Annotated in this window: 23 protein-coding genes, 3 tRNA genes and 1 rRNA gene; 17 read left to right on the plus strand and 10 right to left on the minus strand. The window is 55.9% G+C overall.

Going from position 1 to position 22,690, the window contains the following annotated elements; genetic code table 11:
* Window positions 1–52: 52 nt before the first annotated feature.
* The 3 genes from rrf to VGC33_RS14845 all read left to right on the plus strand — a co-directional run bounded on the left by rrf (window position 53) and on the right by VGC33_RS14845 (window position 1,609).
* Window positions 53–168: ribosomal RNA gene (gene rrf, locus VGC33_RS14835) — 5S ribosomal RNA — on the plus strand.
* Window positions 169–283: 115 nt separating this feature from the next.
* A tRNA-Asp gene (locus VGC33_RS14840) sits at window positions 284–360 on the plus strand.
* A gap of 403 nt (window positions 361–763) precedes the next feature.
* Window positions 764–1,609 (plus strand): endonuclease/exonuclease/phosphatase family protein, encoded by an 846-nt coding sequence (locus VGC33_RS14845; RefSeq protein WP_331121542.1) that lies wholly within the window; start codon window positions 764–766, stop codon window positions 1,607–1,609.
* 71 nt (window positions 1,610–1,680) lie between these two features.
* On the opposite strand, the gene mltD is transcribed toward VGC33_RS14845, so the two are convergent.
* Both mltD and gloB read right to left on the minus strand, forming a co-directional pair.
* Window positions 1,681–3,084 (minus strand): murein transglycosylase D, encoded by a 1,404-nt coding sequence (gene mltD / locus VGC33_RS14850; RefSeq protein ID WP_331121543.1) that lies wholly within the window; start codon window positions 3,082–3,084, stop codon window positions 1,681–1,683.
* Window positions 3,085–3,154: 70 nt separating this feature from the next.
* A complete protein-coding gene (gloB, locus tag VGC33_RS14855; protein WP_331121544.1) occupies window positions 3,155–3,907 on the minus strand; it encodes a hydroxyacylglutathione hydrolase in 753 nt (250 codons plus the stop codon).
* A 49-nt stretch (window positions 3,908–3,956) separates the two neighbouring features.
* Between gloB and VGC33_RS14860 the strand changes: the two genes are divergently transcribed.
* Window positions 3,957–4,667 (plus strand): class I SAM-dependent methyltransferase, encoded by a 711-nt coding sequence (locus VGC33_RS14860; RefSeq protein ID WP_331121545.1) that lies wholly within the window; start codon window positions 3,957–3,959, stop codon window positions 4,665–4,667.
* Window positions 4,668–4,674: 7 nt separating this feature from the next.
* On the opposite strand, the gene rnhA is transcribed toward VGC33_RS14860, so the two are convergent.
* Window positions 4,675–5,142: a ribonuclease HI gene (gene rnhA, locus VGC33_RS14865; RefSeq protein ID WP_524535656.1), complete on the minus strand. Its 468-nt coding sequence runs from the start codon at window positions 5,140–5,142 to the stop codon at window positions 4,675–4,677.
* Window positions 5,143–5,187: 45 nt separating this feature from the next.
* Between rnhA and dnaQ the strand changes: the two genes are divergently transcribed.
* Window positions 5,188–5,955: a DNA polymerase III subunit epsilon gene (gene dnaQ / locus VGC33_RS14870; RefSeq protein ID WP_331121546.1), complete on the plus strand. Its 768-nt coding sequence runs from the start codon at window positions 5,188–5,190 to the stop codon at window positions 5,953–5,955.
* A gap of 135 nt (window positions 5,956–6,090) precedes the next feature.
* Window positions 6,091–6,167, plus strand: a tRNA-Asp gene (locus tag VGC33_RS14875).
* A 121-nt stretch (window positions 6,168–6,288) separates the two neighbouring features.
* Here the strand turns inward: VGC33_RS14875 and VGC33_RS14880 are convergent.
* Window positions 6,289–6,672 (minus strand): tautomerase family protein, encoded by a 384-nt coding sequence (locus VGC33_RS14880; protein ID WP_331121547.1) that lies wholly within the window; start codon window positions 6,670–6,672, stop codon window positions 6,289–6,291.
* 235 nt (window positions 6,673–6,907) lie between these two features.
* Between VGC33_RS14880 and puuE the strand changes: the two genes are divergently transcribed.
* Entirely contained in the window at window positions 6,908–7,897 is a 990-nt protein-coding gene (gene puuE / locus VGC33_RS14885; protein ID WP_331121548.1) for an allantoinase PuuE, read from the plus strand.
* Between the two features lie 49 nt (window positions 7,898–7,946).
* On the opposite strand, the gene hpxZ is transcribed toward puuE, so the two are convergent.
* From hpxZ to VGC33_RS14900, 3 genes are all read right to left on the minus strand, one after another.
* Complete coding sequence (gene hpxZ, locus VGC33_RS14890; protein WP_331121549.1) at window positions 7,947–8,330, minus strand: oxalurate catabolism protein HpxZ; 384 nt, start codon at window positions 8,328–8,330, stop codon at window positions 7,947–7,949.
* A 390-nt stretch (window positions 8,331–8,720) separates the two neighbouring features.
* Entirely contained in the window at window positions 8,721–9,503 is a 783-nt protein-coding gene (locus VGC33_RS14895; RefSeq protein ID WP_331121550.1) for an amidohydrolase, read from the minus strand.
* Entirely contained in the window at window positions 9,491–10,648 is a 1,158-nt protein-coding gene (locus tag VGC33_RS14900; RefSeq protein ID WP_331121551.1) for a pyridoxal phosphate-dependent aminotransferase, read from the minus strand. The genes VGC33_RS14895 and VGC33_RS14900 overlap by 13 nt, the downstream gene beginning before the upstream one ends.
* A gap of 258 nt (window positions 10,649–10,906) precedes the next feature.
* On the opposite strand from VGC33_RS14900, the gene VGC33_RS14905 reads away from it, so the two are divergent.
* From VGC33_RS14905 to VGC33_RS14915, 3 genes are all read left to right on the plus strand, one after another.
* Complete coding sequence (locus tag VGC33_RS14905) at window positions 10,907–11,491, plus strand: YceI family protein (protein ID WP_331121552.1); 585 nt, start codon at window positions 10,907–10,909, stop codon at window positions 11,489–11,491.
* A 130-nt stretch (window positions 11,492–11,621) separates the two neighbouring features.
* Entirely contained in the window at window positions 11,622–12,206 is a 585-nt protein-coding gene (gene lpcA, locus VGC33_RS14910; RefSeq protein WP_331121553.1) for a D-sedoheptulose 7-phosphate isomerase, read from the plus strand.
* Window positions 12,207–12,243: 37 nt separating this feature from the next.
* Window positions 12,244–13,011 (plus strand): class II glutamine amidotransferase, encoded by a 768-nt coding sequence (locus VGC33_RS14915; protein ID WP_331121554.1) that lies wholly within the window; start codon window positions 12,244–12,246, stop codon window positions 13,009–13,011.
* Here VGC33_RS14915 and dpaA read toward each other — a convergent pair.
* Window positions 12,982–13,719 (minus strand): peptidoglycan meso-diaminopimelic acid protein amidase, encoded by a 738-nt coding sequence (gene dpaA, locus VGC33_RS14920; protein WP_331121555.1) that lies wholly within the window; start codon window positions 13,717–13,719, stop codon window positions 12,982–12,984. The two genes, VGC33_RS14915 and dpaA, sit on opposite strands and share 30 nt — an antisense overlap.
* 184 nt (window positions 13,720–13,903) lie before the next feature.
* On the opposite strand from dpaA, the gene dinB reads away from it, so the two are divergent.
* A complete protein-coding gene (dinB, locus tag VGC33_RS14925; RefSeq protein ID WP_331121556.1) occupies window positions 13,904–14,989 on the plus strand; it encodes a DNA polymerase IV in 1,086 nt (361 codons plus the stop codon).
* A gap of 220 nt (window positions 14,990–15,209) precedes the next feature.
* Here dinB and VGC33_RS14930 read toward each other — a convergent pair whose 3' ends face one another.
* Complete coding sequence (locus tag VGC33_RS14930; protein WP_331121557.1) at window positions 15,210–16,670, minus strand: beta-Ala-His dipeptidase; 1,461 nt, start codon at window positions 16,668–16,670, stop codon at window positions 15,210–15,212.
* Window positions 16,671–16,903: 233 nt separating this feature from the next.
* On the opposite strand from VGC33_RS14930, the gene gpt reads away from it, so the two are divergent.
* From gpt to proA, 5 genes are all read left to right on the plus strand, one after another.
* Window positions 16,904–17,362 carry a xanthine phosphoribosyltransferase gene (gene gpt, locus VGC33_RS14935; RefSeq protein WP_331121558.1) on the plus strand — a complete coding sequence of 153 codons (459 nt, stop codon included), beginning with the start codon at window positions 16,904–16,906 and terminating at the stop codon, window positions 17,360–17,362.
* A 174-nt stretch (window positions 17,363–17,536) separates the two neighbouring features.
* On the plus strand, window positions 17,537–18,781 hold the full coding sequence (gene frsA, locus VGC33_RS14940) for an esterase FrsA (RefSeq protein ID WP_331121559.1): 1,245 nt from the start codon (window positions 17,537–17,539) through the stop codon (window positions 18,779–18,781).
* 80 nt (window positions 18,782–18,861) lie between these two features.
* Window positions 18,862–19,263 carry a sigma factor-binding protein Crl gene (gene crl, locus VGC33_RS14945; RefSeq protein WP_331121560.1) on the plus strand — a complete coding sequence of 134 codons (402 nt, stop codon included), beginning with the start codon at window positions 18,862–18,864 and terminating at the stop codon, window positions 19,261–19,263.
* Between the two features lie 115 nt (window positions 19,264–19,378).
* The gene (gene proB / locus VGC33_RS14950) at window positions 19,379–20,482 is read left to right on the plus strand and encodes a glutamate 5-kinase (protein ID WP_331121561.1); all 1,104 of its coding nucleotides are present in this window, start codon (window positions 19,379–19,381) and stop codon (window positions 20,480–20,482) included.
* 9 nt (window positions 20,483–20,491) lie between these two features.
* Window positions 20,492–21,745, plus strand: a complete 1,254-nt coding sequence (gene proA, locus VGC33_RS14955) for a glutamate-5-semialdehyde dehydrogenase (RefSeq protein ID WP_331121562.1) — start codon at window positions 20,492–20,494, stop codon at window positions 21,743–21,745.
* 190 nt (window positions 21,746–21,935) lie between these two features.
* Here proA and VGC33_RS14960 read toward each other — a convergent pair whose 3' ends face one another.
* A complete protein-coding gene (locus tag VGC33_RS14960; RefSeq protein ID WP_331121563.1) occupies window positions 21,936–22,355 on the minus strand; it encodes a VOC family protein in 420 nt (139 codons plus the stop codon).
* 259 nt (window positions 22,356–22,614) lie between these two features.
* On the opposite strand from VGC33_RS14960, the gene VGC33_RS14965 reads away from it, so the two are divergent.
* Window positions 22,615–22,690 (plus strand) — tRNA-Thr (locus VGC33_RS14965).

Below are 22,690 nucleotides of genomic sequence, written 5' to 3' on the forward strand. Positions count from 1 at the left end.
ATAAAGGCCGATGGTCATGCCGCAAGGGATGACGGTGGGTCAAACGAATTTGCCTGGCGGCAGTAGCGCGGTGGTCCCACCTGACCCCATGCCGAACTCAGCAGTGAAACGCCGTAGCGCCGATGGTAGTGTGGGGTCTCCACATGCGAGAGTAGGGAACTGCCAGGCATCCATTAAGGCCGATACCTCGAGTGTAACGAGAGGCGTTGGTGAAGCACCACAAACGGTTTTATGACATGCGTTGACCCCGCAAATGTTAAGTTTGGGTGTAGTACCGAATCGTGGTGCGGTAGTTCAGTCGGTTAGAATACCGGCCTGTCACGCCGGGGGTCGCGGGTTCGAGTCCCGTCCGCACCGCCACACTAAATCAAGCCCTGGACATCTGTTCAGGGTTTTTTTTATGCCTAAAGGGTCTGCTGTACATTATTGTGACAAATATTTCGTTTTTCCTGGCCCATCCGCATCCGATAATCCCCCGATTAAATTCATTAATTATCATAGGCTTTCAATTAATTAATTGGACTATTATTAACTCACTGGGACTTATGCGGAAGGGCGTGCCGGCGCGGGGCCCCGGTTAAAACAAATTTTATGATACACTGAGTGAAGCCGAGGCATAGTTTGCCTTGGCATTGAATTTATAAGTTAAGCATTTTATAAAATATTGTGGTCGCAACAATGTCTGTGGGTAAAAAATAGCTGTCCAAATGAAACAATTCATCATCACACAGACGCTAAAGAAACAGTTATATAGGCGGTAACCGTGGCAAAAAAAACATATTCAGTCAGGTATGTTGCGGGACAGCCGGTTGAGCGTATTTTCCCCCCACTTGCCTTCAGTCGCCTTGGTCAAGCGTTGCCTCCCGGAGAACCGCTGCCGGGATCCAAGCTATTGCGGGTAATGGTCTGGAACATCTACAAACAGCAGCGTGCTGATTGGCTCTCTGTGCTGCAAGGGTTCGGCAAGGATGCCCAACTGGTATTATTGCAGGAAGCACAAACCACCCCTGAGCTGGTGAGGTTCGCCACATCGAATTACCTGGCGACCGACCAGGTGCCGGCGTTGATTTTTCCACAGCATCCGTCGGGTGTCATGACGTTGTCAGCGGCGCATCCGGTATACTGCTGCCCGCTGCGCGAGCGTGAGCCGCTGCTGCGTTTGGCTAAATCGGCCCTGGTCACCGTGTATCCTCTCTATGACGGCCAGCTGATGATGGTGGTTAATATCCATGCGGTTAACTTCAGCCTGGGTGTGGATGTCTACAGCAAGCAATTGGGGCCGATTGGCGAGCAAATCCTCAATCACCAGGGACCGGTTATCATGGCGGGTGATTTCAACGCCTGGAGTCGGCAGCGGATTACCGCGTTATATCGTTTTGCCGATCGCATGACGCTGCGCGAAGTGAAGTTTCTTGACGATCAGCGCCGCCGCGCTTTCGGCCGTCCGCTGGATTTTGTGTTTTATCGCGGCCTAAAGGTCACCGAGGCCTCGGTACTGGTTACGCAAGCCTCGGATCATAACCCCCTGCTGGTTGAGTTCGAACCGCATAAACGTACCGATAAAACAGTGCCGGAAACCAAAATAGTGGGTATACCCCACGCCGGCTAAATGAGTGCCGCATGATCCAGGCATAAAAAAAAACAAGCACGGAAGTGCTTGTTTTTTTATGCCGTAATTGCTCAGGAATCGGTGGCTTTGCCGTTAACAAACAGCGTTAGCTTAATGCCTGGCTGCAGGGCGCCGGCGTTATCCAGTGCGCCGTTCCAACGCATAACGTCCTGAATATCGACACCATGCCGTTTGGCAATGCTGGACAGTGAATCACCCTTTCGTACCTGGTAGGTGATACTGCCGCCGTTGTTAACCACCCGCAGCGTTTGTCCGGCTTTTCCGCCGGTGCTGTTGTCAGCCACCTGCAGCGTTTGCCCGACTTTCAGATTGCTGCTGGTACGCAGTTTATTCCATTTCAACAAGTCGCTCGCCTTCACGTTAAGACGTTTGGCGATGCCCGACAATGTATCTCCGGAACGTACCTGGTATTTCGCGCCGCTGACCGCCGTATCCGCCAACTGTGTGGATTGCTGCACCGCTGCGATGTCGCCTACCGCCAGCGAGTCCCTCAGCTGTGTGGCATGGGCTTTGGGCAACATAATGTAATGCGGGCCGTTTGGCGCGGTTACATTACGTTTATAGCCGGTATTGAAGCTTTTCAGCTTCGTTAACGACAAACCCGACATTTCCGCCGCCTGGCTCAAACCAATCTGCTGTCCCACTTCTACCCGCGCCAGGGCGTGATCGTCATTGCTTTTCGGCAAGACAACACCGTATTGTTTGCTATTCTTAATAATATTACTAAGCGCAAGCATTTTCGGTACGTAGATAGTGGTCTCGCGCGGCAGTGACAGTGCCCAAAAATCGGTGGGTTTCCCCCTCGCTTTATTGGATTTCATTGCCTGCAAGACACGCCCCTCGCCGCTGTTATACGCAGCGATAGTCAGCAACCAATCGCCGTCGAACATGCGATTGAGGCGTTGCATCATATCCAGCGCGGCGGTAGTGGACGCGACTACATCACGGCGACCGTCATACCATTGATTTTGCTTTAGACCATAATTCCTGCCGGTTGTGGGCACAATCTGCCAAAGGCCAGCCGCGTTTGAGGCGGATGTCGCCTTAGGGTCAAAAGCGCTCTCCACTATGGGTAGCAGTACCAGTTCCATCGGCATTTTTCGTTGCTTTATCTGCTCGACAATCCAGTACATGTACGGCTCTGCCCGTAATGTTACATCGTGGAGATAGCTCTTATTACTTAAATAACGCTTTTTTTGCTCGCGGATCCGGGCGTTTTCCGGTATCTGCATCTTCAGCTCGTCGCTAATGAAGTTCCACAAATCGGGTTGCGCGAGACTTGAATCTCCAAGCCATCGCGCCGAGATCGCTCGGCCGTCTGTGTACTTTCCTGCTTCACCTTGACCTGCCGAAGAAACACTCTGTGCATGCTGTTCGGGAGGCGAGTCGGCCGACCTGGACGACTGGCAACCCACGAGCAAGACCGAGGCGATTAAGATCGCATGAGTCTTCATCTGTATGTCAATAGTTGCTTAAAAGACAAGCAATAATACTTTGAACATTCCGACATTACAACCTAAACCTTTAGAAATGATCCTTCTTCTCCCGTAATAGGGCAAAAACGCGCCATTCCTCGTGAAGCGCATGATGTGGGTCTAATACTCTTTGTAAATCAATGTCATGGCAGCGTAAGAATAGGTTAATTTTACCCTCTAATTGTAGCTTTGCAGGCAGGCTGGCTTGGCCTTTTGCCCGTAATTGCTTAATTTCGCATTCATACGCCGCGATCGTTGAATCTTCAGGTAAAATTGAGCGTGCGAAGGCTAAATTGGCTAATGTATACTCATGGGCGGCGCAGAGCAAAGTCTCGGGTGGCAGCTTTTTAACCTTTTGAAAAGATTCATACATTTGCTTTGGTGTGCCTTCGAACAGCCGCCCGCAGCCGGCGGAGAAGACCGTGTCGCCACAAAATAGATAGGGTGCGCTATAAAATCCGATATGTCCTAGCGTATGACCGGGCAATTCCAGCACGGAAAAGGTCATATCGAGCACATTCACCCGATCGTTTTCCGCGACAATATGGTCGGCTCCCTTGCTCGCGGTCTCCTGTGGGCCATAAACCGGCACGTCGAAATGCCTGAGCAGCGCCGGTACGCCGGCCACATGGTCGCTGTGATGATGGGTCAAAAACAGGGCTTTAAGGGTCAGGCGCCTGGCGGCCAGTTCGGCAATGACCTGCGCCGATTCGCCGGGGTCGACGATAATGCATTCCTGCGCGTCATTATGCAAAAGCCAAATGTAATTGTCCGCAAACGCGGGAATACTGATAAGATTCATTGCTCACCTCTGTTCATTTTTTCTTATGGCAATTAGAAGATAGTCAAACATGAAACCAGCGCAAATTACGCAGCCTATCATCGCGCCAACCTCATGGGATGACCTCCCATACGGAGATAACTATCGTCGGGCGCTGGAGACGTGCCTGCTGCCCTGGTGGCCTAAATTATTCGGCTTTCATCTTATTAAAATCGGCGCGCTCAGCGCGGATATCGATACCAGTGAATGCGCAATTTCACATCAGGTCAATGTCGGCGTCAAAGGGGCTAACCTGCACGTTATCGCCGACCCCTTTCAACTGCCGTTCGCCAACAAATCCACCGACGCCTGCCTGCTGGCCCACACGCTATCCTACACCTCGGATCCGCATCGCCTGCTGCGGGAGATCGACCGGGTATTGATTGACGACGGCTGGCTGATTATTACCACGTTCAACCCGGTCAGCCTGCTGGGCATCGGCAAACTCTGTCCAATACTGCAGCGCCGCCAGCCGTATCGCAGCCGGATGTATACCCAGATGCGGTTGCTTGACTGGCTTAGCGTGCTTAATTTTGAAGTGATGCATCGCTCGCGCCTACAGGTGCTGCCGTGGCGCCGGCGGGGCGGACGCCTGCTGAGCGAGCATCTGCCCGCCATCGGCTGCCTGAGCGTGATTGTTGCGCGCAAACGGACGTTCCCGCTCACGCTTAATCCCTTAAAAAGCAAAACCCTCAAAGCATCGATCCGGCGCACGGTTGGCGCCGCCAGCCGGAGCAACTGATCCCGCGCTATTTTTCCGGCTGGTATCCGATATCGTCGAACGCGGGACTCCCCGCCGCGCTGCGGGCAAGCTCGTCGCAGCGTTCGTTTTCCGGGTGGCCGGCGTGGCCTTTTACCCAGTCCCAACGCAGTACATGGGTCTGGATGGCTAAATCAAGCCGTTGCCACAGGTCGACGTTTTTGACCGGTTTTTTCTCCGCGGTTTTCCAGCCGCGCTTTTTCCAGTTATGAATCCATTGGGTAATGCCCTGGCGCACATACTGGCTATCGGTACTGATAACCACTTCGCAGGGATCCTTGAGCGCCTCCAGCGCAACGATGGCCGCCATGAGTTCCATGCGGTTGTTGGTGGTAAGCCGGTAACCGGCGCTGAATATTTTTTCATGCTGCTTATAGCGCAGTATGGCACCGTAACCGCCCGGCCCGGGATTGCCCAGGCAAGATCCATCGGTGAAAATTTCTACCTGTTTCTGCATCTCTGGTAGACTACCTTCATGTTGAAAAAACCAAGTCTGACATAAATGAACGCAACGGGCACTGGAATTACGCGCCAGATTGTTCTGGATACCGAAACCACTGGTCTGAACAAACTGGGGCTTCATTACGAAGGCCACAAGATTATCGAGATCGGCGCGGTTGAAGTGATCAACCGCCGGCTCACCGGCAGACACTTCCACGTTTACCTGAAACCGGATCGGCTAATTGAGCCGGAAGCCTATAATATACATGGCATCAGCGATGAATTCCTGGCGGATAAACCCACCTTCGATCAGGTGGCGGATGAATTTATCGAGTTTATCCGCGGCGGCGAGCTGGTCATCCATAACGCGCCTTTCGATATCGGCTTTATGGATTACGAGTTCGGCAAGCTTAACCGCGGGATAGGCAAAACCGACACCTTCTGCAAAGTCACCGATAGCCTGTTCATGGCGCGTAAGCTCTTCCCGGGCAAGCGCAACAGCCTGGATGCGCTCTGCGATCGCTATCTTATCGATAATACCAAGCGCACGCTGCACGGCGCCTTGCTTGATGCCGAAATCCTGGCGGAAGTGTACCTGGCCATGACCGGCGGGCAGACGTCCATGCGCTTTTCCATGGAGGGTGAGAGCGGGCGCCGCAATGCGGACGGCGGGGAAACTATCCAGCGGGTGGTGCGCGCGCAGTCGCAGTTAAAGGTTATTTACGCCAGTGATGAGGAAATGACGGCCCATGAATCCCGTCTCGACCTGGTGAAGAAAAAGGGCGGCAGCTGTTTGTGGCGGCCTGAAAGCGAAGATCAAACCCATTGAAATCCTTCGTTCCGGCTGATTATTCAACATTATGTCCAAAATATCGCCAAACAACATATTGCCCGGCAAAAAGCATTGACGGCGACCGGCGCTGACCGTACTATTCGCCTCGCTTTCCCGACAAAGCACATGTGCGGTGTGGTAGTTCAGTCGGTTAGAATACCGGCCTGTCACGCCGGGGGTCGCGGGTTCGAGTCCCGTCCACACCGCCAATTAATTCCTAACGGGCTGCCGCGTTTTCGCTGCGGCCCGTGTTGTTTTATACGCCTCACGCAAAATAGCGCGGCGAATTTCAAATGCCGCGCGGCGTAATGAGACTATTCCCGGCGCCCGTCAACCTGCATACTGGGCAATACCGTTGCCAAACGACCAATTCTCTTTTTTGACTTCAATCAGATTGATAAAAACATCTTCTGGCGAAACGCCCAGCGCCTCGCGCAGTCCACCGGCAATGGTTTTGTAGAGCGATTTTTTTTGCTCGGTGCTGCGGCCCTCATTCAGGGTAATCTGGATGATGACCAGCTTATCCGTACGGTTAATGCCGAGATAACCGGCGTCATAAATAAAATGATCGCCGTCATGCTCGCCGAGAATCTGGAAATTATCAGCCTCGGGCACATTGATGGCGCTTTTCATCGCCTGGTAGACGATTTTACCCACCCGTCCGATATAGGTAGGGTCGGGATTTTTCTTGATATCGATACGAACCAGCGGCATAACGTTCACTCCACGGCAAAAATTGAAGAATATCCGGCCATCTGACTATCCATGGCCGCGAGTGCAGCAATAGTAGGGTATGACCCCACGCCATGCAATAGCACGTCCCCGGGCCGTTCACCGGCGGTGTCATGACAGCCTCCCGACCGGCGGGCGGTTTTTCTGCCGGCTAAAGAACTATCAGCGCCTTTTCGCGGACTAAACTTAGACACCGGATCTTTAAAAGGAACTGATCATGAGTGAAGCGACCGACAAAAAAAGTTTTTCGTTTAATAAAAACTATCCGCGCGATCTGATCGGTTATGCCGGCCAGCCCCCTCATGCCGCCTGGCCGGAACAGGCGCGGATAGCGGTGCAGTTCGTGCTGAATTATGAAGAAGGCTCCGAAAATAACGTCTTGCACGGCGACACGGGTTCCGAGCAATACCTGTCGGATATTATCGGCGCCGCCAGTTATCCCGAGCGCCATATGTCGATGGAATCTTTATATGAATATGGTTCGCGCGCCGGCTTCTGGCGCATTCAGCAGGAGTTCGGGCGGCGCGGGCTTCCGCTGACCATATTCGGCGTTGCCATGGCGTTGGCGCGCAACCCCCCGGTGGTCGAGGCCATCAAGGACGCGGGATACGATGTGGTGAGCCATGGTTGGCGCTGGCTGCATTATCAGGGGATGGACGCCAAAACCGAACGCCAGCATATGCAGCAGGCGATAGATACTTTAAGCGAACTGTTCGGCAAGACGCCGCTGGGTTGGTATACCGGACGTGATAGTCCCAATACCCGCCGGCTGGTGGTGGAACACGGCGGCATACTTTACGACAGCGATTACTATGGCGACGATTTGCCATTCTGGACGCAGGTGGCGTGCACGGATGGTTCGGTCAAACCGCATTTAATCATTCCTTATACCCTTGAGGCGAACGATATGCGTTTTAACACGCCGCAGGGGTTTAACAGCGGCGAGCAGTTTTTCACTTACCTTAAAGACAGTTTTGACGTGCTGTACGCGGAGGGGGAAACGTCGCCGAAGATGATGTCGGTGGGAATGCATTGCCGGATACTCGGACGGCCGGGGCGGTTTCGCGCCCTGCAACGTTTCCTTGATTATGTGCAGCAGCATGAGCGGGTATGGATTTGCCGCCGCCAGGATATCGCCGATCACTGGATTACCCATCATCCCTTCGCGGCCGCACATCCAGCGGCGGGAGAAGATAAACCGGCCTGAAAATCCTCCCGCGCGCCCAAGACCGGCTCACCGCGGGAAGGACGGTTTTTCAGCTCATCTGGCTGATATGCGCGGCGACTATGCGCCAGCCGCAGGCCAATTTCACCCAGGTCTGGGTTTGACGACCTGTTTTATCGTTGCCCGCGCGGGTAAATTCGGTGCTGGCCACCGCCAAATCGTCGCCAAAAGTGGTGATGACCGTATTCTGCAGCACCCGGTCCAGGCCCGCCGGCGATCGCGCCGCGCGAAAAGCCTGGATCGCCTCGATACCATAAAGATTTTCTCCGGCGCCATACCTGACGGTGCGGGGGTCGTGCCAGAACAATTCGTTGAGCGTGGCGACATCATTAGTGATCAACGCTTGTTCGTATTGGTAAAAGGCGGCGTTTACTTCCGCCAGGATGGCCGGACGATCGATATATTCACTTTTCATGCTGCTTATACTCTTGCTGTGGTCACGTTGACAATGCCGCGCTTCTCCTGTGTCCAGGGGCATCGGCTAGAGTAACATCGCCAGGGTCCGCCGGTATCATTATCTTCACTCAATGGTGGATTAAGCAAGACGCGTTCCAATATACGCACAGGCCGGGGCCGGGGGGAATCCCGGTATACGCGGCACCGCGCCGCAGGCCGGGATGAACATGTCGCGTTATGGTGCGCATGGCGGCGGGAAAGCCCTTTTTTGGTGCGAAACTTTCGCCGCACGCGGCGGGAAATGTTCCGTCTTCAGGCTATGGCAGGATAGTTGCACTGCCGCGGGGCGGCGACGGTTTCATTTACCGCCGCTGATCGGTTCCTATGGCGGATCCGACTCTCGGGGGAATCAAGCCTCTTCGCCATCGAGCGTAAAGCTATCGGCGTCAAGCCAGGCGGGAAAAGCCTCGCGGTACTCGCGCAGGCTGGCGAGGGACAGGCTTGCGTCCAGGCGTGTCGCCTGCCGCGGCGCGCCTTGGGCCAGCACATTACCGGACGGGTCGATAATCATGCTGTCGCCGCTGTACTGATGGCCGTTGCCGTCAGCGCCGACGCGGTTACAGCCCGCTACATAGGCCTGGTTCTCGATGGCGCGCGCCGCCAGCAGGGTTTGCCAATGGTTGGCGCGCGGCGCCGGCCAGTTGGCGACATACAACGCCAGATCGTAATCCTGGCGGTTGCGCGACCAGGCGGGAAAGCGCAGGTCGTAACAGACCTGCGGCAGGATACGCCAGCCGCGCCAGTCCACCACAACCCGCGTTTTACCCGCCTGATAGTATTGATGTTCGTCCGCCATGCGAAACAGATGGCGTTTGTCATAAATATGGATCCGGCCCCGCGGTTCCACCAGAAAAAAGCGATTGACCGCGCCCTGCGGCGTGCCGATGGCCGCGCTGCCGCCAATCATGGCGTCAGTGGCGTCCGCCCACTGTTGCAGCCACGCCTCAACCCGGTCCTGGGGCAGCGCGCTGCCGGACGCTTCCATGGCGAAGCCGGTGGTGAACATCTCAGGCAGGATAATCAGGTCGCGTCCCCGGGCTTCGCCCAGCAGGCCGTCGAAATGAGCCAGGTTGGCTTCGCCGTCCATCCAGGTCAGCGGTTGTTGCAACAGGCTGATATTTAAAGTTGACATAAACGCTCCGCGGCGGCATCAAGGGTGGCATCCTGTTTGGCAAAACATAGCCGAATCAGTTTGTGCGGGAAGGGTTGGGCGCAGAATACCGATAAGGGGATGGCGGCCACGCCGATGTTAACGGTGAGCCAGCGGCAGAAGTCCACATCATTCATATCCGACACCGCGCTGTAGTCCGCCAAAAGGAAATAGGTGCCCTCGCAGGGCAACAGCTCCAGACGGCTTGGCGCCAGCGCCCGCACCAGATGATCGCGGCGGTCGCGGTAAAAATCGGGTAGATGCTGCCAATGCTGCGGCTCATCGCGCAGCATATCGGCCAGCGCCAGCTGTGCCGGGGTATTGACGGCAAAGGTCAGGTACTGATGCACTTTTCGCACTTCGGCGCTTAGCGCCGCCGGCGCCACGCAATAACCCACCTTCCAACCTGTCATATGATAGGTTTTACCGAACGAGGAGACGGCAATGGCGCGCTGGCGCAGTCCGGGGTGCGTCAGCACGCTGGCATGGCCGCCGGCGGCGAAACAGATATGTTCGTACACTTCGTCGCTCAGCACATAGATTTCCCGATCGGCGATGGCCCGCCAAAGCGCGGTAAAGTCCTCTTCCCGCCAAACGGTGGCGGACGGATTATGCGGCGTGTTAAGGATTACCAGGCGGGTGCGGTCATTAAGCTGGGCGCCAAACGCCGCCCAGTCGACGCGAAACGACGGCGGCGAAAGCGCAATGTGCCGGGTCACGCCCCCGGCCAGGGTCACCGCCGGGGCATAACTGTCATAGCTGGGATCAAAACATATCACTTCATCACCGGTGCGCACCAGAGCGCTGATGGCGGCGAACAGGGCTTCCGTGGCCCCGGCGGTGACCGTCACTTCAAGATCCTGGTCGGGGCGCCAGCCGTACAGTTGTTCGGTTTTATCGGCAATCGCCGCGCGCAGCGTAAGCGCGCCGGTCATCGGCGCATATTGATTAGACCCTTGGGCCACATGATGCGCTAGCCGCGCCTTTAGGTAATCCGGGCCGTCAAAATCGGGAAATCCCTGGGACAGGTTAATGGCCTGATGCTGCTGCGCCAGTGCGCTCATCTGGGTAAAAATGGTGGTGCCCAAGGCGGGGAGTTTGCTTTGTGGAACGTAGGTGCTGCTCATGGCTAAATACCACTCTTAAAAGCCGGTTTTTAACTCAATATAACACGCTTGGCATAATTAACAATCGGGACGTTTAGACGGTTAAACGGCTAAATGCGCCTAAGCTTATCTGATTTATGCCTTTCCCGGCGGAATTAATTCCGGCAGGGCAGGTTGGTCAAAATGACTGAATCAATAGGACAAATTTTTTCGGCAGCATAAAGCACCAAAAAAGGCGACTATCATTAATACTTTTAACCGCAACGGAATGAGAGACAGATGATTAACGCAAAAAAATTAGCAGCACCTTTGGCTATCGGCTTCGGGCTGCTTGCCGGTTTTGCCCAGGCGGCGACCCAGACGTACGCCATGGACCCAGCCCATACCTCGGTGGTGTTCTCCTGGAACCATTTCGGTTTCTCCAATCCCACCGCTGATTTTTCAGACGTTACCGGCAATATCCATTTGGATGACGCCGATATCGCCCGTTCAACGGTGGATGTGTCTATTCCGATCGCCACGGTGGATACCCACGTCAAGGCATTGACGGATGAATTCAAGGGCAAGGACTATTTCGATCAGGCGGCCTATCCGCAGGCCACCTTCCGCAGCACCAAAATTGTCAGCGAAGGCGGCAATAAATATAAAGTCTATGGTGAACTGAAGATTAAAAATATTACCAAACCGGTGATATTGGATGCGGTGCTGAACAAGAAAGGCGAGCATCCGATGGAGAAAAAACAGGCGGTCGGATTTAACGCCACCACCACTATCAAGCGTTCTGATTTTGCCATGGACAAATATGCGCCTATGGTCAGCGACGCCGTAGCCATCAGTATTTCCACCGAGGCATTGGTAAAGTAATCGTCAAAACAGCAGATTCCATGTGGTAACGCAAGGGCGCGGGATTAACTTCGCTTCTCGTGGTTTAGCCAATCCGGTAAACTGAGGGCTGGATAACTGATTAACTTAGCCAGCCTATACCGAGGGAACCATGTATCAGGACTTGATTCGTAGTGAACTTAACGAAGCGGCGGCAACGCTTGCCACATTCCTCAGCGACGATCGCCATCTGCAGTCGATAGAAGACGCCGCCGTACTGATTGCCGATTCCTTTAAATCCGGCGGCAAGGTGCTGTCCTGCGGCAACGGCGGTTCTCATTGCGACGCCATGCATTTCGCCGAGGAACTGACCGGCCGTTATCGCGATAACCGTCCCGCCTATCCGGCTATCGCTATTTCCGATCCCAGCCATCTGTCTTGCGTCAGCAATGACTTTGGCTACGACTTTGTCTTTTCCCGTTATGTTGAAGCGTTGGGAAATAAAGGCGATGTCCTGCTCGGCATATCCACGTCCGGCAATTCGGCCAATATCATCCGCGCCGTGGCGGCGGCCCGCGCCAAAGGCATGAAGGTCATCGTGCTCACCGGTAAGGACGGCGGTAAAATGGCCGGTACCGCCGATGTGGAGATTCGGGTGCCGCATTTCGGTTACGCCGATCGTATTCAGGAAATCCATATCAAGGCTATCCATATCCTGATCCAGCTGATTGAAAAAGAAATGGCGGCGGTCGCGTAACTACGGCGTCCAGGCGTTCTGGTATAGGAGACGGGTCATGTGCGAACTGCTCGGGATGAGTGCCAATGTACCGACGGACATTTGCTTCAGTTTTACCGGGTTAGTACAACGCGGCGGCCGCACCGGGCCGCATAAGGATGGATGGGGCATTACCTTTTACGAGGGGTTGGGCTGCCGGACTTTTAAGGATCCGTTGCCGAGCTTCAATTCACCTATCGCCCGGCTGGTGCAGGATTATCCGATTAAATCCCGCGCGGTGGTGTCCCATATCCGCCAGGCCAACCGCGGCAAGGTATCGTTGGAAAATACCCATCCATTTACCCGCGAGCTGTGGGGGCGCAATTGGACGTTCGCCCATAACGGCCAGCTCCAGGGATTCCGCCAGCTGGATACCGGATGCTATCGGCCGGTGGGACAGACCGACAGCGAATATGCTTTTTGCTGGCTGCTGGCCAATCTTGCGGCGCGGTATCCGCGCACGCCGGCTAACTGGCCGGCGGTATTTCGTTATATCGCGACGCTTGCCGGGGAACTGCGGCATAAGGGCATATTTAATATGCTGTTGTCGGATGGCCGTTTTGTGATGGGGTATTGTTCCACCGATCTATACTGGATCACCCGGCGGGCGCCGTTTGGCAAGGCGACGTTGCTTGATCAGGATGTGGAGATCGATTTTCAGCAGCAGACCACGCCCAATGACGTGGTCACCGTTATCGCCACGCAGCCGCTGACCGGGAATGAAACCTGGCACAAGATTGCGCCAGGCGAGAGCGTATTATTTCGGTTCGGTGAGCGCGAACTGTGAAACCACGGGGGTGCCGCTGTTTAATTGCAGCGGCGCGCTTACGGTGTATTGACCGTTGACGACCGCCACAGCCGGCGGCTGGTGGTAACGGACAAAATAGGCATACCCCGGTTCAAGCGAACGCCAGAACGGGTAATAGGATGAAAAACGGTGCCGCTGCAGGTTGGCCTCGGTCATGCGGAACGGGAAAATATGAATGTTCACCTGTGCCTGTCCGTTTTGCAGCGCGGCCTCCACATATTGATATATTTCGGCGATATACCCGTCGGTCATGGCGTAACAGCCAATCGAACGGCAATCGCCATGGATCATCAACATGGCGCCGGAGTAGCCTTTTGATTGATCAAAGGCGTTGGGGAAACCGATATTTATCGCCCGATAATAATGGCTGTTCGGATTCAGGTTACGATTGGTAATAGAATAAAACCCCTCGGGGCTTTTAAAATCCCCTTCCTGCCGCTTGGGACCCAGGCCGCCGGAGAAATTACAAATGCGGTAACTGCCCAGCATGCGGTATTCATTACCCATCTTGGCATAAAGCTCAAGCGTGCGTTCTTCTTTGAAGATTTGAATAAAAACCGGTGAGCCTAATAATTGTGCTTTTAATTCTTTCGATACCTGCGGCTGCGCCTGCTCACTGGCATAACTGACGGACGTCATTGCCGGTATACAAAACAATATCGCAAATAGCAGTGCGATTTTGCCCATTATCATTCCTGCGTAGTCAAAATAATAAAGATGCCGGGCAACCGGAGGTTGTCGGCGGACCCTTTAAAAACGGCAAGTAAAACAACTAAAACAGCGACACGATATCACTGCCTGTATATTTATCAAGATACGTTTTGTATAAATTCGTCGCCTTACTGTATACTTGTACAGTTAAGGGGGGTTAATGCGTAAAATCATACATATCGATATGGATTGTTTCTTCGCGGCGGTGGAAATGCGCGACGATCCTTCTTTACGCGATATCCCCATCGCCATCGGCGGCAGGGCGGACCGGCGCGGGGTCATCAGCACCGCCAATTACCCGGCCCGGGAATTCGGCGTGCACAGCGCCATGTCCACCGCCATGGCGCTGAAACTCTGTCCGCATTTAAAACTGCTGCCCGGCCGCATGGCGGCTTATAAAGAAGCCTCGGAACATATCCGGCACATTTTCAGTCAATACACGCCGTTGATTGAACCGCTGTCGATGGACGAGGCTTACCTGGATGTGACGGACAGCCATCATCACAGCGGGTCGGCCACCAGGATTGCCCAGGCCATCCGCCGGCAGATTGCCGACGAGATTCATCTCACCGCCTCGGCCGGGGTGGCGCCGGTGAAATTTCTAGCCAAAATTGCCTCTGATTTAAATAAACCCAATGGACAATATGTGATCACCCCCGATCAGGTGCCGGCTTTTCTGGCGCGACTGCCCTTAAGCAAAATCCCCGGCGTCGGCAAAGTCACCGCAAAGAAACTTGCCGATATGGGCTTAATCACCTGCCTGGACGTACAACGCTGCGATCTGGCGACGCTTTTGCGGCAGTTCGGTAAATTCGGCCGGGCTATCTGGGAGCGTTCCCAGGGCATTGATGAACGGGAGGTCTCATCCGACCGGCTGCGTAAATCCGTCGGCGTCGAGCGCACGCTGGCGGAAGATATCGTCGCTTGGGCCGAGTGCGAGGCCATTATCGAACTGCTCTATCCGGAGCTGGAACGCCGCCTGGCCCGGGTCAGGCCGGATCTGCATGTCGCCCGGCAGGGGATTAAACTGAAGTTTGCCGATTTTCAGCAGACCACCCAGGAGCATGTCTGGCCGAAGCTGAATAAAGAGGATCTACTGCGCACGGCGCGCCAGGCCTGGGATCAGCGGCGAGGGGATCGCGGCGTGCGGCTGGTGGGGCTGCATGTGACGTTATTGGATCCGCAAATCGAACGTCAGCTGATGCTCGATTGGGAAGACGATATGCGCAACCCGCCTCTTCCCTAAGGCATGGACGCGCAGTGTTGGTCACGATCATAAGACGCCGTAAAGACATCGGTGTAGGTTCGGACGCGCGATGAGGGTTCACATCCATGTGAACCGCCCTGCGGGCCGACGTCTCCGCCGTTGTTTCACTACGCTCCCGGCGTATTGATCCCCGGCGCGCTACGCGTTATTCCGCCAGACCCGTCTCAAACCGATGCGCGGAATTTAATCTTCAGCAGATTCAGTTTTTTTCAGGAATGGCTTTCAGCAGCGCGGTAAGCAATATCCAATATTGGCCGACGCTTTTGATATGCACCTGTTCATCCGGGGAGTGTGGTCCGGTGATGGTTGGCCCGATAGAGACCATGTCCATGCGCGGGTAGGGTTTTTTAAACAGACCGCATTCAAGTCCCGCGTGGATCACCTGGATATTGGGCGTTTTATTAAACAGCTTTTGGTAAGTTTCGCGCACCAGATGCATCACCGGTGAATTGGCGTCCGGTTTCCAGCCCGGGTAGCTGCCCTTGGCGGCCGTTTCGGCGCCGGCCAGCCGGCCCAGGGCGGTGAGCGTGCCCACCACGTCATCCTTGCCGCTGTCGATAAGCGAGCGGATCAGGCAGCGGATCATCGCCTTATCAGTCTCCATCGAGACCACGCCCACGTTCAGCGAGGTTTCCACCACACCCTTGACGTCGTCGCTCATGCGGATCACGCCGTTGGGCGTGGCGTTAAGCAGAGCGATAAAACGATCGCCGCAGGCTTTGGTCAACGCTTGCGCGTCCGTGGCGGCCGGTTCAATCTGGATCGCCGGCTTTTTCTCCACCGCCGCCAGTTCCGCCTTGATCACCGCCAGGTATTCCTGCGCCAGGGCATTGAGGCTTTCGGCGTTTTCCTGCGGCAGGGCGAGAGTCGCGAAGGCCTCGCGCGGAATGGCGTTACGCAAGGTGCCGCCGTTGAGATCCAGCAGCCGGATGTCCAGCTGATGGGCGTGCCGTGACAGGAAACGGGCCAGCAGTTTATTGGCGTTGCCCAGGCCCAGATGGATATCGCCGCCGGAGTGGCCGCCTTTCAATCCTTTTACCGTCAGCTTAAGGGTCTGGTAACCGGCCGGCACCGCTTCGCGTTCAAGGGGCAGGACGGTTTTGAAATCAACCCCGCCCGCGCAGCCCATATAGATTTCGCCTTCTTCCTCGGAATCGGTATTGATCAGGATATCGGCCTGCAGCCAGCCCGGCTGTAAGCCAAAGGCGCCGGCCATGCCGGTTTCCTCGGTCATGGTCAGCAACACTTCCAGCGGACCGTGCTGCACGCTGTCGTCGGCGAGCACCGCCAGCGCGGAGGCCATGCCGATGCCGTTATCGGCGCCGAGCGTAGTGCCGCGCGCCTTGACCCAGTCGCCATCGACATAAGGCTGGATGGGATCGGTGGCGAAATCATGAATGGTGTCGCTGTTTTTCTGCGGCACCATATCCAGATGCGCCTGCAACACCACCGGCTGGCGTTTTTCATAACCCGGCGTGGCGGGCTTGCGCAGCAGGACATTACCCACCGCATCGCGCTCGCCATGCAGGCCTTTTTCCTGCGCCCAGCGCAGGATATGGGTCGCCAGCGCTTCCTCATGATAAGAGGGATGGGGAATGGAGCAGATTTTGGCGAATATCTGCCATAATGGCTGAGGTGAAAGTTGAGTCAGTTCAGACACGATAAAAACTCCTGTTACAACGTAAGACCCGGTCTGGTCGTTAACAAACAGCCCGCAGACGGTCGCATGGTTACCAAAGAGGAATAAAGAATACCACTTTACGTTGCCCTGGTGGGAAACCGCGGTTAAAAAGGGCGGTAGCGCTGGTATTTCGGCGGTGTCGTCTTTATAATCTCGCGCAACCTTTTTTCCCTGTACTATTAAGCCGACCCAATCCGGCTGGGACAGCATTTATGAGCGAAAAATACGTCGTAACCTGGGACATGTTGCAAATTCAGGCGCGGAAACTGGCCCAACGGCTACTCCCCGCAGAACAGTGGAAGGGTATTATCGCGGTCAGCCGCGGCGGCCTGGTGCCCGGATCGCTGCTGGCGCGCGAGCTGAATATCCGCCATGTGGACACGGTTTGCATCTCAAGTTACGACCATAACAACCAGCGCGAACTCCAGGTGCTTAAACGCGCCGAGGGTGACGGCGAGGGTTTTATCGTCATAGACGATCTGGTGGATACCGGCGGCACGGCCAAAGCCATCCGCGATATGTATCCCAAAGCCCATTTCGTGACGATTTTCGCCAAACCCGCCGGCCGACCGCTGGTGGATGACTATATGGTCGATATCCCGCAGGATACCTGGATTGAACAGCCCTGGGACATGGGCGTGGTATTTATTCCCCCGCTGGTGGGCAAATAAGTATCGGGTAACCAGACGTTTTGCCCGGGCCGGTTGCACGGCCGATTAAACCCGCACAATCCCCGATCGCACGCCCGGCACCATGCCGGGCGTCGGTTTATTTGTCGCTTAATGAGCAACCTTGCTAATATAATTCCTCATTCATGGATTTTGACTGGCGGAGGCGATGGCTCAATGAGCGGCACCAATCTGAGCGAAGTACTGTTTAAACCCACATTCAAGCAACAGGAAACCTCGACACTGGTCACCCGGCCACGTCATATCGGCAGGCAAGCCGCCATCCTCGCCGCCCTCGATGGCACTAATCCCGGCAACTGGTACCGTATGATCAACCGCCTGCTGTGGATTTGGCGCGGCATCAATCCCTGGGAAATTGAAGAGGTGCTGGCCCGAATCGCCGCCAGCAACAGCGACAGGACCGACGATCGCCTGCTGGATACCGTGATCGGCTATCGGCCCGGCAACTGGATATATGAGTGGTCCCATCAGGGCATGACATGGCAACAGCGCGGCATGGATGAACCGGATGCGGCGCTGGCCGGGCAGCATTGGCTACAGGCGGCCAATTTCTACAGCGTGGCCGCCTATCCCCATCTGTGCGGCGATCTGCTGGCGGAACAGGCGCAAACCCTGGCCAATCGCGCCTGGGAAGAAGCGGCCTCGCGGTTGAGCTATGAGTTGAAGGCGCTGAACTTCCCCATCGCCGGCGGCGGCAGCGTAACGGGCTTTTTGCATTTGCCGGCGCAAGGCTACGGCCCGTTTCCCACCGTGCTGGTGTGCGGCGGCCTGGATATGTTGCAAAACGATACCTATCGGCTGTTCCATGACTACTTTGCCCCGGCGGGCATGGCGATGTTGACCATCGACATGCCGTCTATCGGTTTTTCGTCCAAATGGACCCTGAACCAGGATTCCAGTTTTCTTCATCAACAGGTGCTAAAAGGCCTGGCGGAGGTTCCCTGGATCGATTCCCGGCGCGTTACGGCGTTTGGTTTTCGTTTCGGCGCCAATATCGCCGTCCGGCTGGCCTATCTGGAGTCTCAGCGCCTGCGCGGCGTCGCCTGTCTGGGACCGGTGGTGCACGCTCTGCTTACCGACTCCGCGCGCCAGGATAAAGCGCCGGATATGTTCATGGATGTGCTGGCCAGCCGCATGGGCATGGCCCATGCCTCGGACGCGGCGCTGAAAATCGAGCTGAGCCGCTATTCCCTCAAGACTCAGGGTCTGTTGGGCAGGCGCTGCCCGACGCCGATGCTGGCGGGTTTTTGGGATAACGATCCTTTTAGCCCCAAGGAGGAGGCGGCGCTTATCGCGTCGTCATCGCTGTCCGGCGCGTCATTGCGCATAAAATCGGCGCCGGTTTACCAGAATTTTCATCGGGCATTGCTTGAAATCAGTGATTGGCTGGCAAAAATGTGAAGAATCATATTTGCTTAATCCTATTAGTTTGCTAAACAAAGAGATGAAAAATTCATTTTGTGGTATTTGAGGTTATCAGCATGGCGTTAGTAAGTGGACACCCGAAAAGCCGATTGATGAAAGGATTTACCGCCCTGGGGCCCTATATTCGCGAAGGGCAGTGCAGCGACAATCATTTTTTCTTTGATTGCCTGGCGGTTTGCATCAATATGCAGCCTTCGCCGGAAAAACGTGAATTCTGGGGATGGTGGATCGATCTGGAAGCTGAAGAAAAACGTTATACCTATGCCTACCACCTGGGTATGTTCGACAAATCCGGCCATTGGAATGAAGAAAAAATCAGCGACCAGGACGTGATCGATAAGCTGGAAAGCTCGCTGCGCGCTTTCCATAAACGCCTGCGCGCTTATATCGTATCGCTTGAAATGACGCTCGAACCGGCGGATAGCTTTAAAGAAAAGCCTTTTGTCCTGAGAGACTGACACCATCAGGCACCTGCTTTTTATCTTATTTCGCGTTATGCTGGCGGGCATAGCGCTTTTTCTTTTTTTATAAAGACCAGGCGCGTCTTTTTAACTTCATCACGGTAGAAATGTTATGGATGGCAGCCAGACATTGGTTGTGAAATTGGGCACCAGCGTGTTGACCGGCGGATCGCGCCGGCTTAACCGCGCCCATATCGTAGAACTGGTGCGCCAATGCGCGCAGCTGCACGCCGCCGGCCACCGGATAGTGATTGTCACCTCAGGCGCCATCGCCGCCGGCCGTGAGCATCTGGGCTATCCCGAGCTGCCGGCCACTATCGCGTCAAAACAGCTGCTGGCCGCCGTCGGCCAAAGCAGCCTGATTCAGCTGTGGGAGCAGCTGTTTTCCATCTATGGCATCCATATCGGCCAGATGCTGCTCACCCGCGCCGATATGGAAGACCGCGAGCGTTTCCTTAACGCCCGCGACACGCTGCGCGCGCTGCTGGATTACCGCATTGTGCCGGTTATCAATGAAAACGACGCGGTGGCCACCGCCGAAATCAAAGTCGGCGATAATGATAATCTCTCGGCGCTGGTGGCTATCCTGGCCGACGCCGATAAACTGCTGCTGCTGACCGATCAGGCCGGGCTGTTTACCGCCGACCCGCGCACCAACCCCGACGCCACGCTGATAACCGAAGTCACGGCCATCAACGACGCGCTGCGCGCCATCGCCGGCGACAGTGTCTCCGGCCTGGGCACCGGCGGCATGGCCACCAAGATCCAGGCGGCGGATGTCGCCAGCCGGGCCGGCGTCGATGTGGTGATCGCCGCGGGCCACAAGCCGGGCGTTATTGGCGATATGATGGCGGACATGCCGGTCGGCACCCGCTTCCATGCGCTCGAAATGCCGCTGGAAACCCGTAAGCGCTGGCTGTTCGGTCCGCCGCCGGCGGGTGATATCACCGTCGATAACGGCGCGCTGGCGGCGATCCGCGAGCGGGGCAGCTCGTTATTGCCCAAGGGCATCCGCTCGGTGGACGGTGACTTTTCCCGCGGCGTGGTGGTGCGTATTCGCGGCCTGGACGGTAAAGATTTGGCCCATGGCGTCAGCCGCTATAATAGCGATGCGCTGCGTATGATTGCCGGGCGGCATTCGCAGGATATCAGCGCCATCCTGGGCTATGAATACGGGCCGGTCGCCATCCACCGCGACGATATGATCATCTATTAAGGAGTAGCTATGCTTGAGCAAATGGGCAAAGACGCCAAAGCGGCCTCCTGGCAACTGGCCGTGCTGAGCAGCGCCGACAAAGACCGGGCCCTGCTGGCCATCGCCGATCGTCTGGAAGCGCAAAGCGCGGATATCCTGGCGGCCAACGCGCTCGATATGAGCGACGCGCGGCTAAACGGCCTGAGCGACGCCCTGCTGGATCGCCTGCTGTTGACGCCGGCGCGCTTAACCGCCATTGCCGCCGATGTACGCCAGGTCTGCCGCCTGACCGATCCGGTGGGACAGGTGATCGACGGGAGCAGGCTGGACAACGGCCTGCAGCTTGAGCGCCGCCGCGTGCCGCTGGGCGTGGTGGGCGTGATTTATGAAGCCCGCCCCAATGTGACGGTGGACGTGGCGGCATTATGTCTGAAAACCGGCAACGCGGTGATACTGCGCGGCGGTAAAGAGACCCACCGCACCAACGCCGCCACGGTAAAAGCCATCCAGCAGGCGCTGGTGGAGTGCCGTCTGCCGGCAAGCGCGGTGCAGGCTATCGACAATCCCGATCGCGCTCTGGTCAACGAGCTGCTGCAACTCGATCGCTACGTGGATATGCTTATCCCGCGCGGCGGCGCGGGGCTGCATAAGCTGTGCCGTGAAAACTCCACCATACCGGTAATAACCGGCGGCATCGGCGTATGCCATATTTACGCCGATGAAACCGTCGACGTTGAACCGGCGCTGAAAGTGATAGAAAACGCTAAAATCCAGCGCCCCAGCGCCTGCAATTCGCTTGAGACCCTGCTGGTGCATGAAGCGGTCGCCTCGGCCTTCCTGAGCCGTTTAAGCCGGCATATGCACGGCCTTGGGGTGACGCTGCACGCCGACGACGGCGCCAGGCCATATCTGGCCGACGGCCCGGCGACCTGCGTGCCGGTTGCGGAGGCTGATTATCATGATGAATGGCTCTCCCTGGATTTAAATGTCAAGGTCGTGAGCGGATTTGAAGAGGCCGTGGACCATATCCGCAATTACGGTACCCAACATTCGGATGCCATCCTGACCCAATCACTGGCGAATGCGCAGCGCTTTGTGCGCGAGGTGGATTCTTCGGCGGTGTATGTGAATGCGAGCACTCGCTTCACCGACGGCGGCCAGTTCGGCCTGGGCGCGGAAGTGGCGGTCAGTACCCAGAAGCTCCACGCGCGCGGCCCAATGGGTTTGGAAGCGCTTACCACCTATAAGTGGATTGGCTATGGGGATAATTCAATCCGGGTATAAGGCAGCGGCACGGATGCCGCAGCGATGACTGCAGCTACGAGTAAATAAATAATAGCGCGCCGCGATCGGCCTTGATGCCGGCGGTGGATAATCAGCTATTCATATCGGCATTTTGGCTTACCGCTGCTTGAGTCGCTAGATGATAGCAGGCGCTTACTCCGCTACTATGGCCAATCATACTTGCCAGCTTTTACAGCCCGTCGTCATACCGGCTAAAAATCCCGCGATCCCGCTCGATAAACTCCAGGGTATTGCCCTCCGGGTCATCCAGGAAAAGGGTGCCGATACCTTTATCCAAAGCTCCGGCGCCGTCCATAACCCAAAATACCGCCATCTCGGTGGACATCTGGTAAGGCTTTAGTCTTTTTGCAAGTAACCAGACGGCGCAACGGTTAAGATCCTCTACCTGGAACGCGATATGACGCGAGGGATCCCGGATTGTCCGCGCACCGGTCGACGGCATCAGGTGCAGGCAAAATCCCCGGCCCGCGTTGAGCCAGTTATATTTGGCGGGGTGCCGCGTCATACCGAGGGCGTCACGGTAATATCCCAGCATCAGGTCCATGTCATGTACCGCCAGGGCGCAGTGGTGTACACCGAGTAGTTGCATATCTCTCCTTCTTAGCCTAGGCCGGGAATGGTAGCCCTGGCTGCGATTTAGGGCAGGTGAGTGCTAACTATAGAACACTGCGGGTCCCTGTGATCCGGGGGCTGGCGAGTGAGGAACAGGTGATAATGTAGCCGCAGGTTGATCTTGAACGGTTATTTGCTGCTTTTATCGGCATACGCACGCACGCCTATTGACTCTTTAACCGCTTTTGCATAACGTGTCCCCCCGAGATTCATCCCGCATGACACAGCCTCATCATGCCGATATAGCTCAGTTGGTAGAGCAGCGCATTCGTAATGCGAAGGTCGTAGGTTCGACTCCTATTATCGGCACCA

This window comes from Acerihabitans sp. (genome assembly GCF_036398755.1).
Lineage (GTDB): Bacteria > Pseudomonadota > Gammaproteobacteria > Enterobacterales > Enterobacteriaceae > Acerihabitans.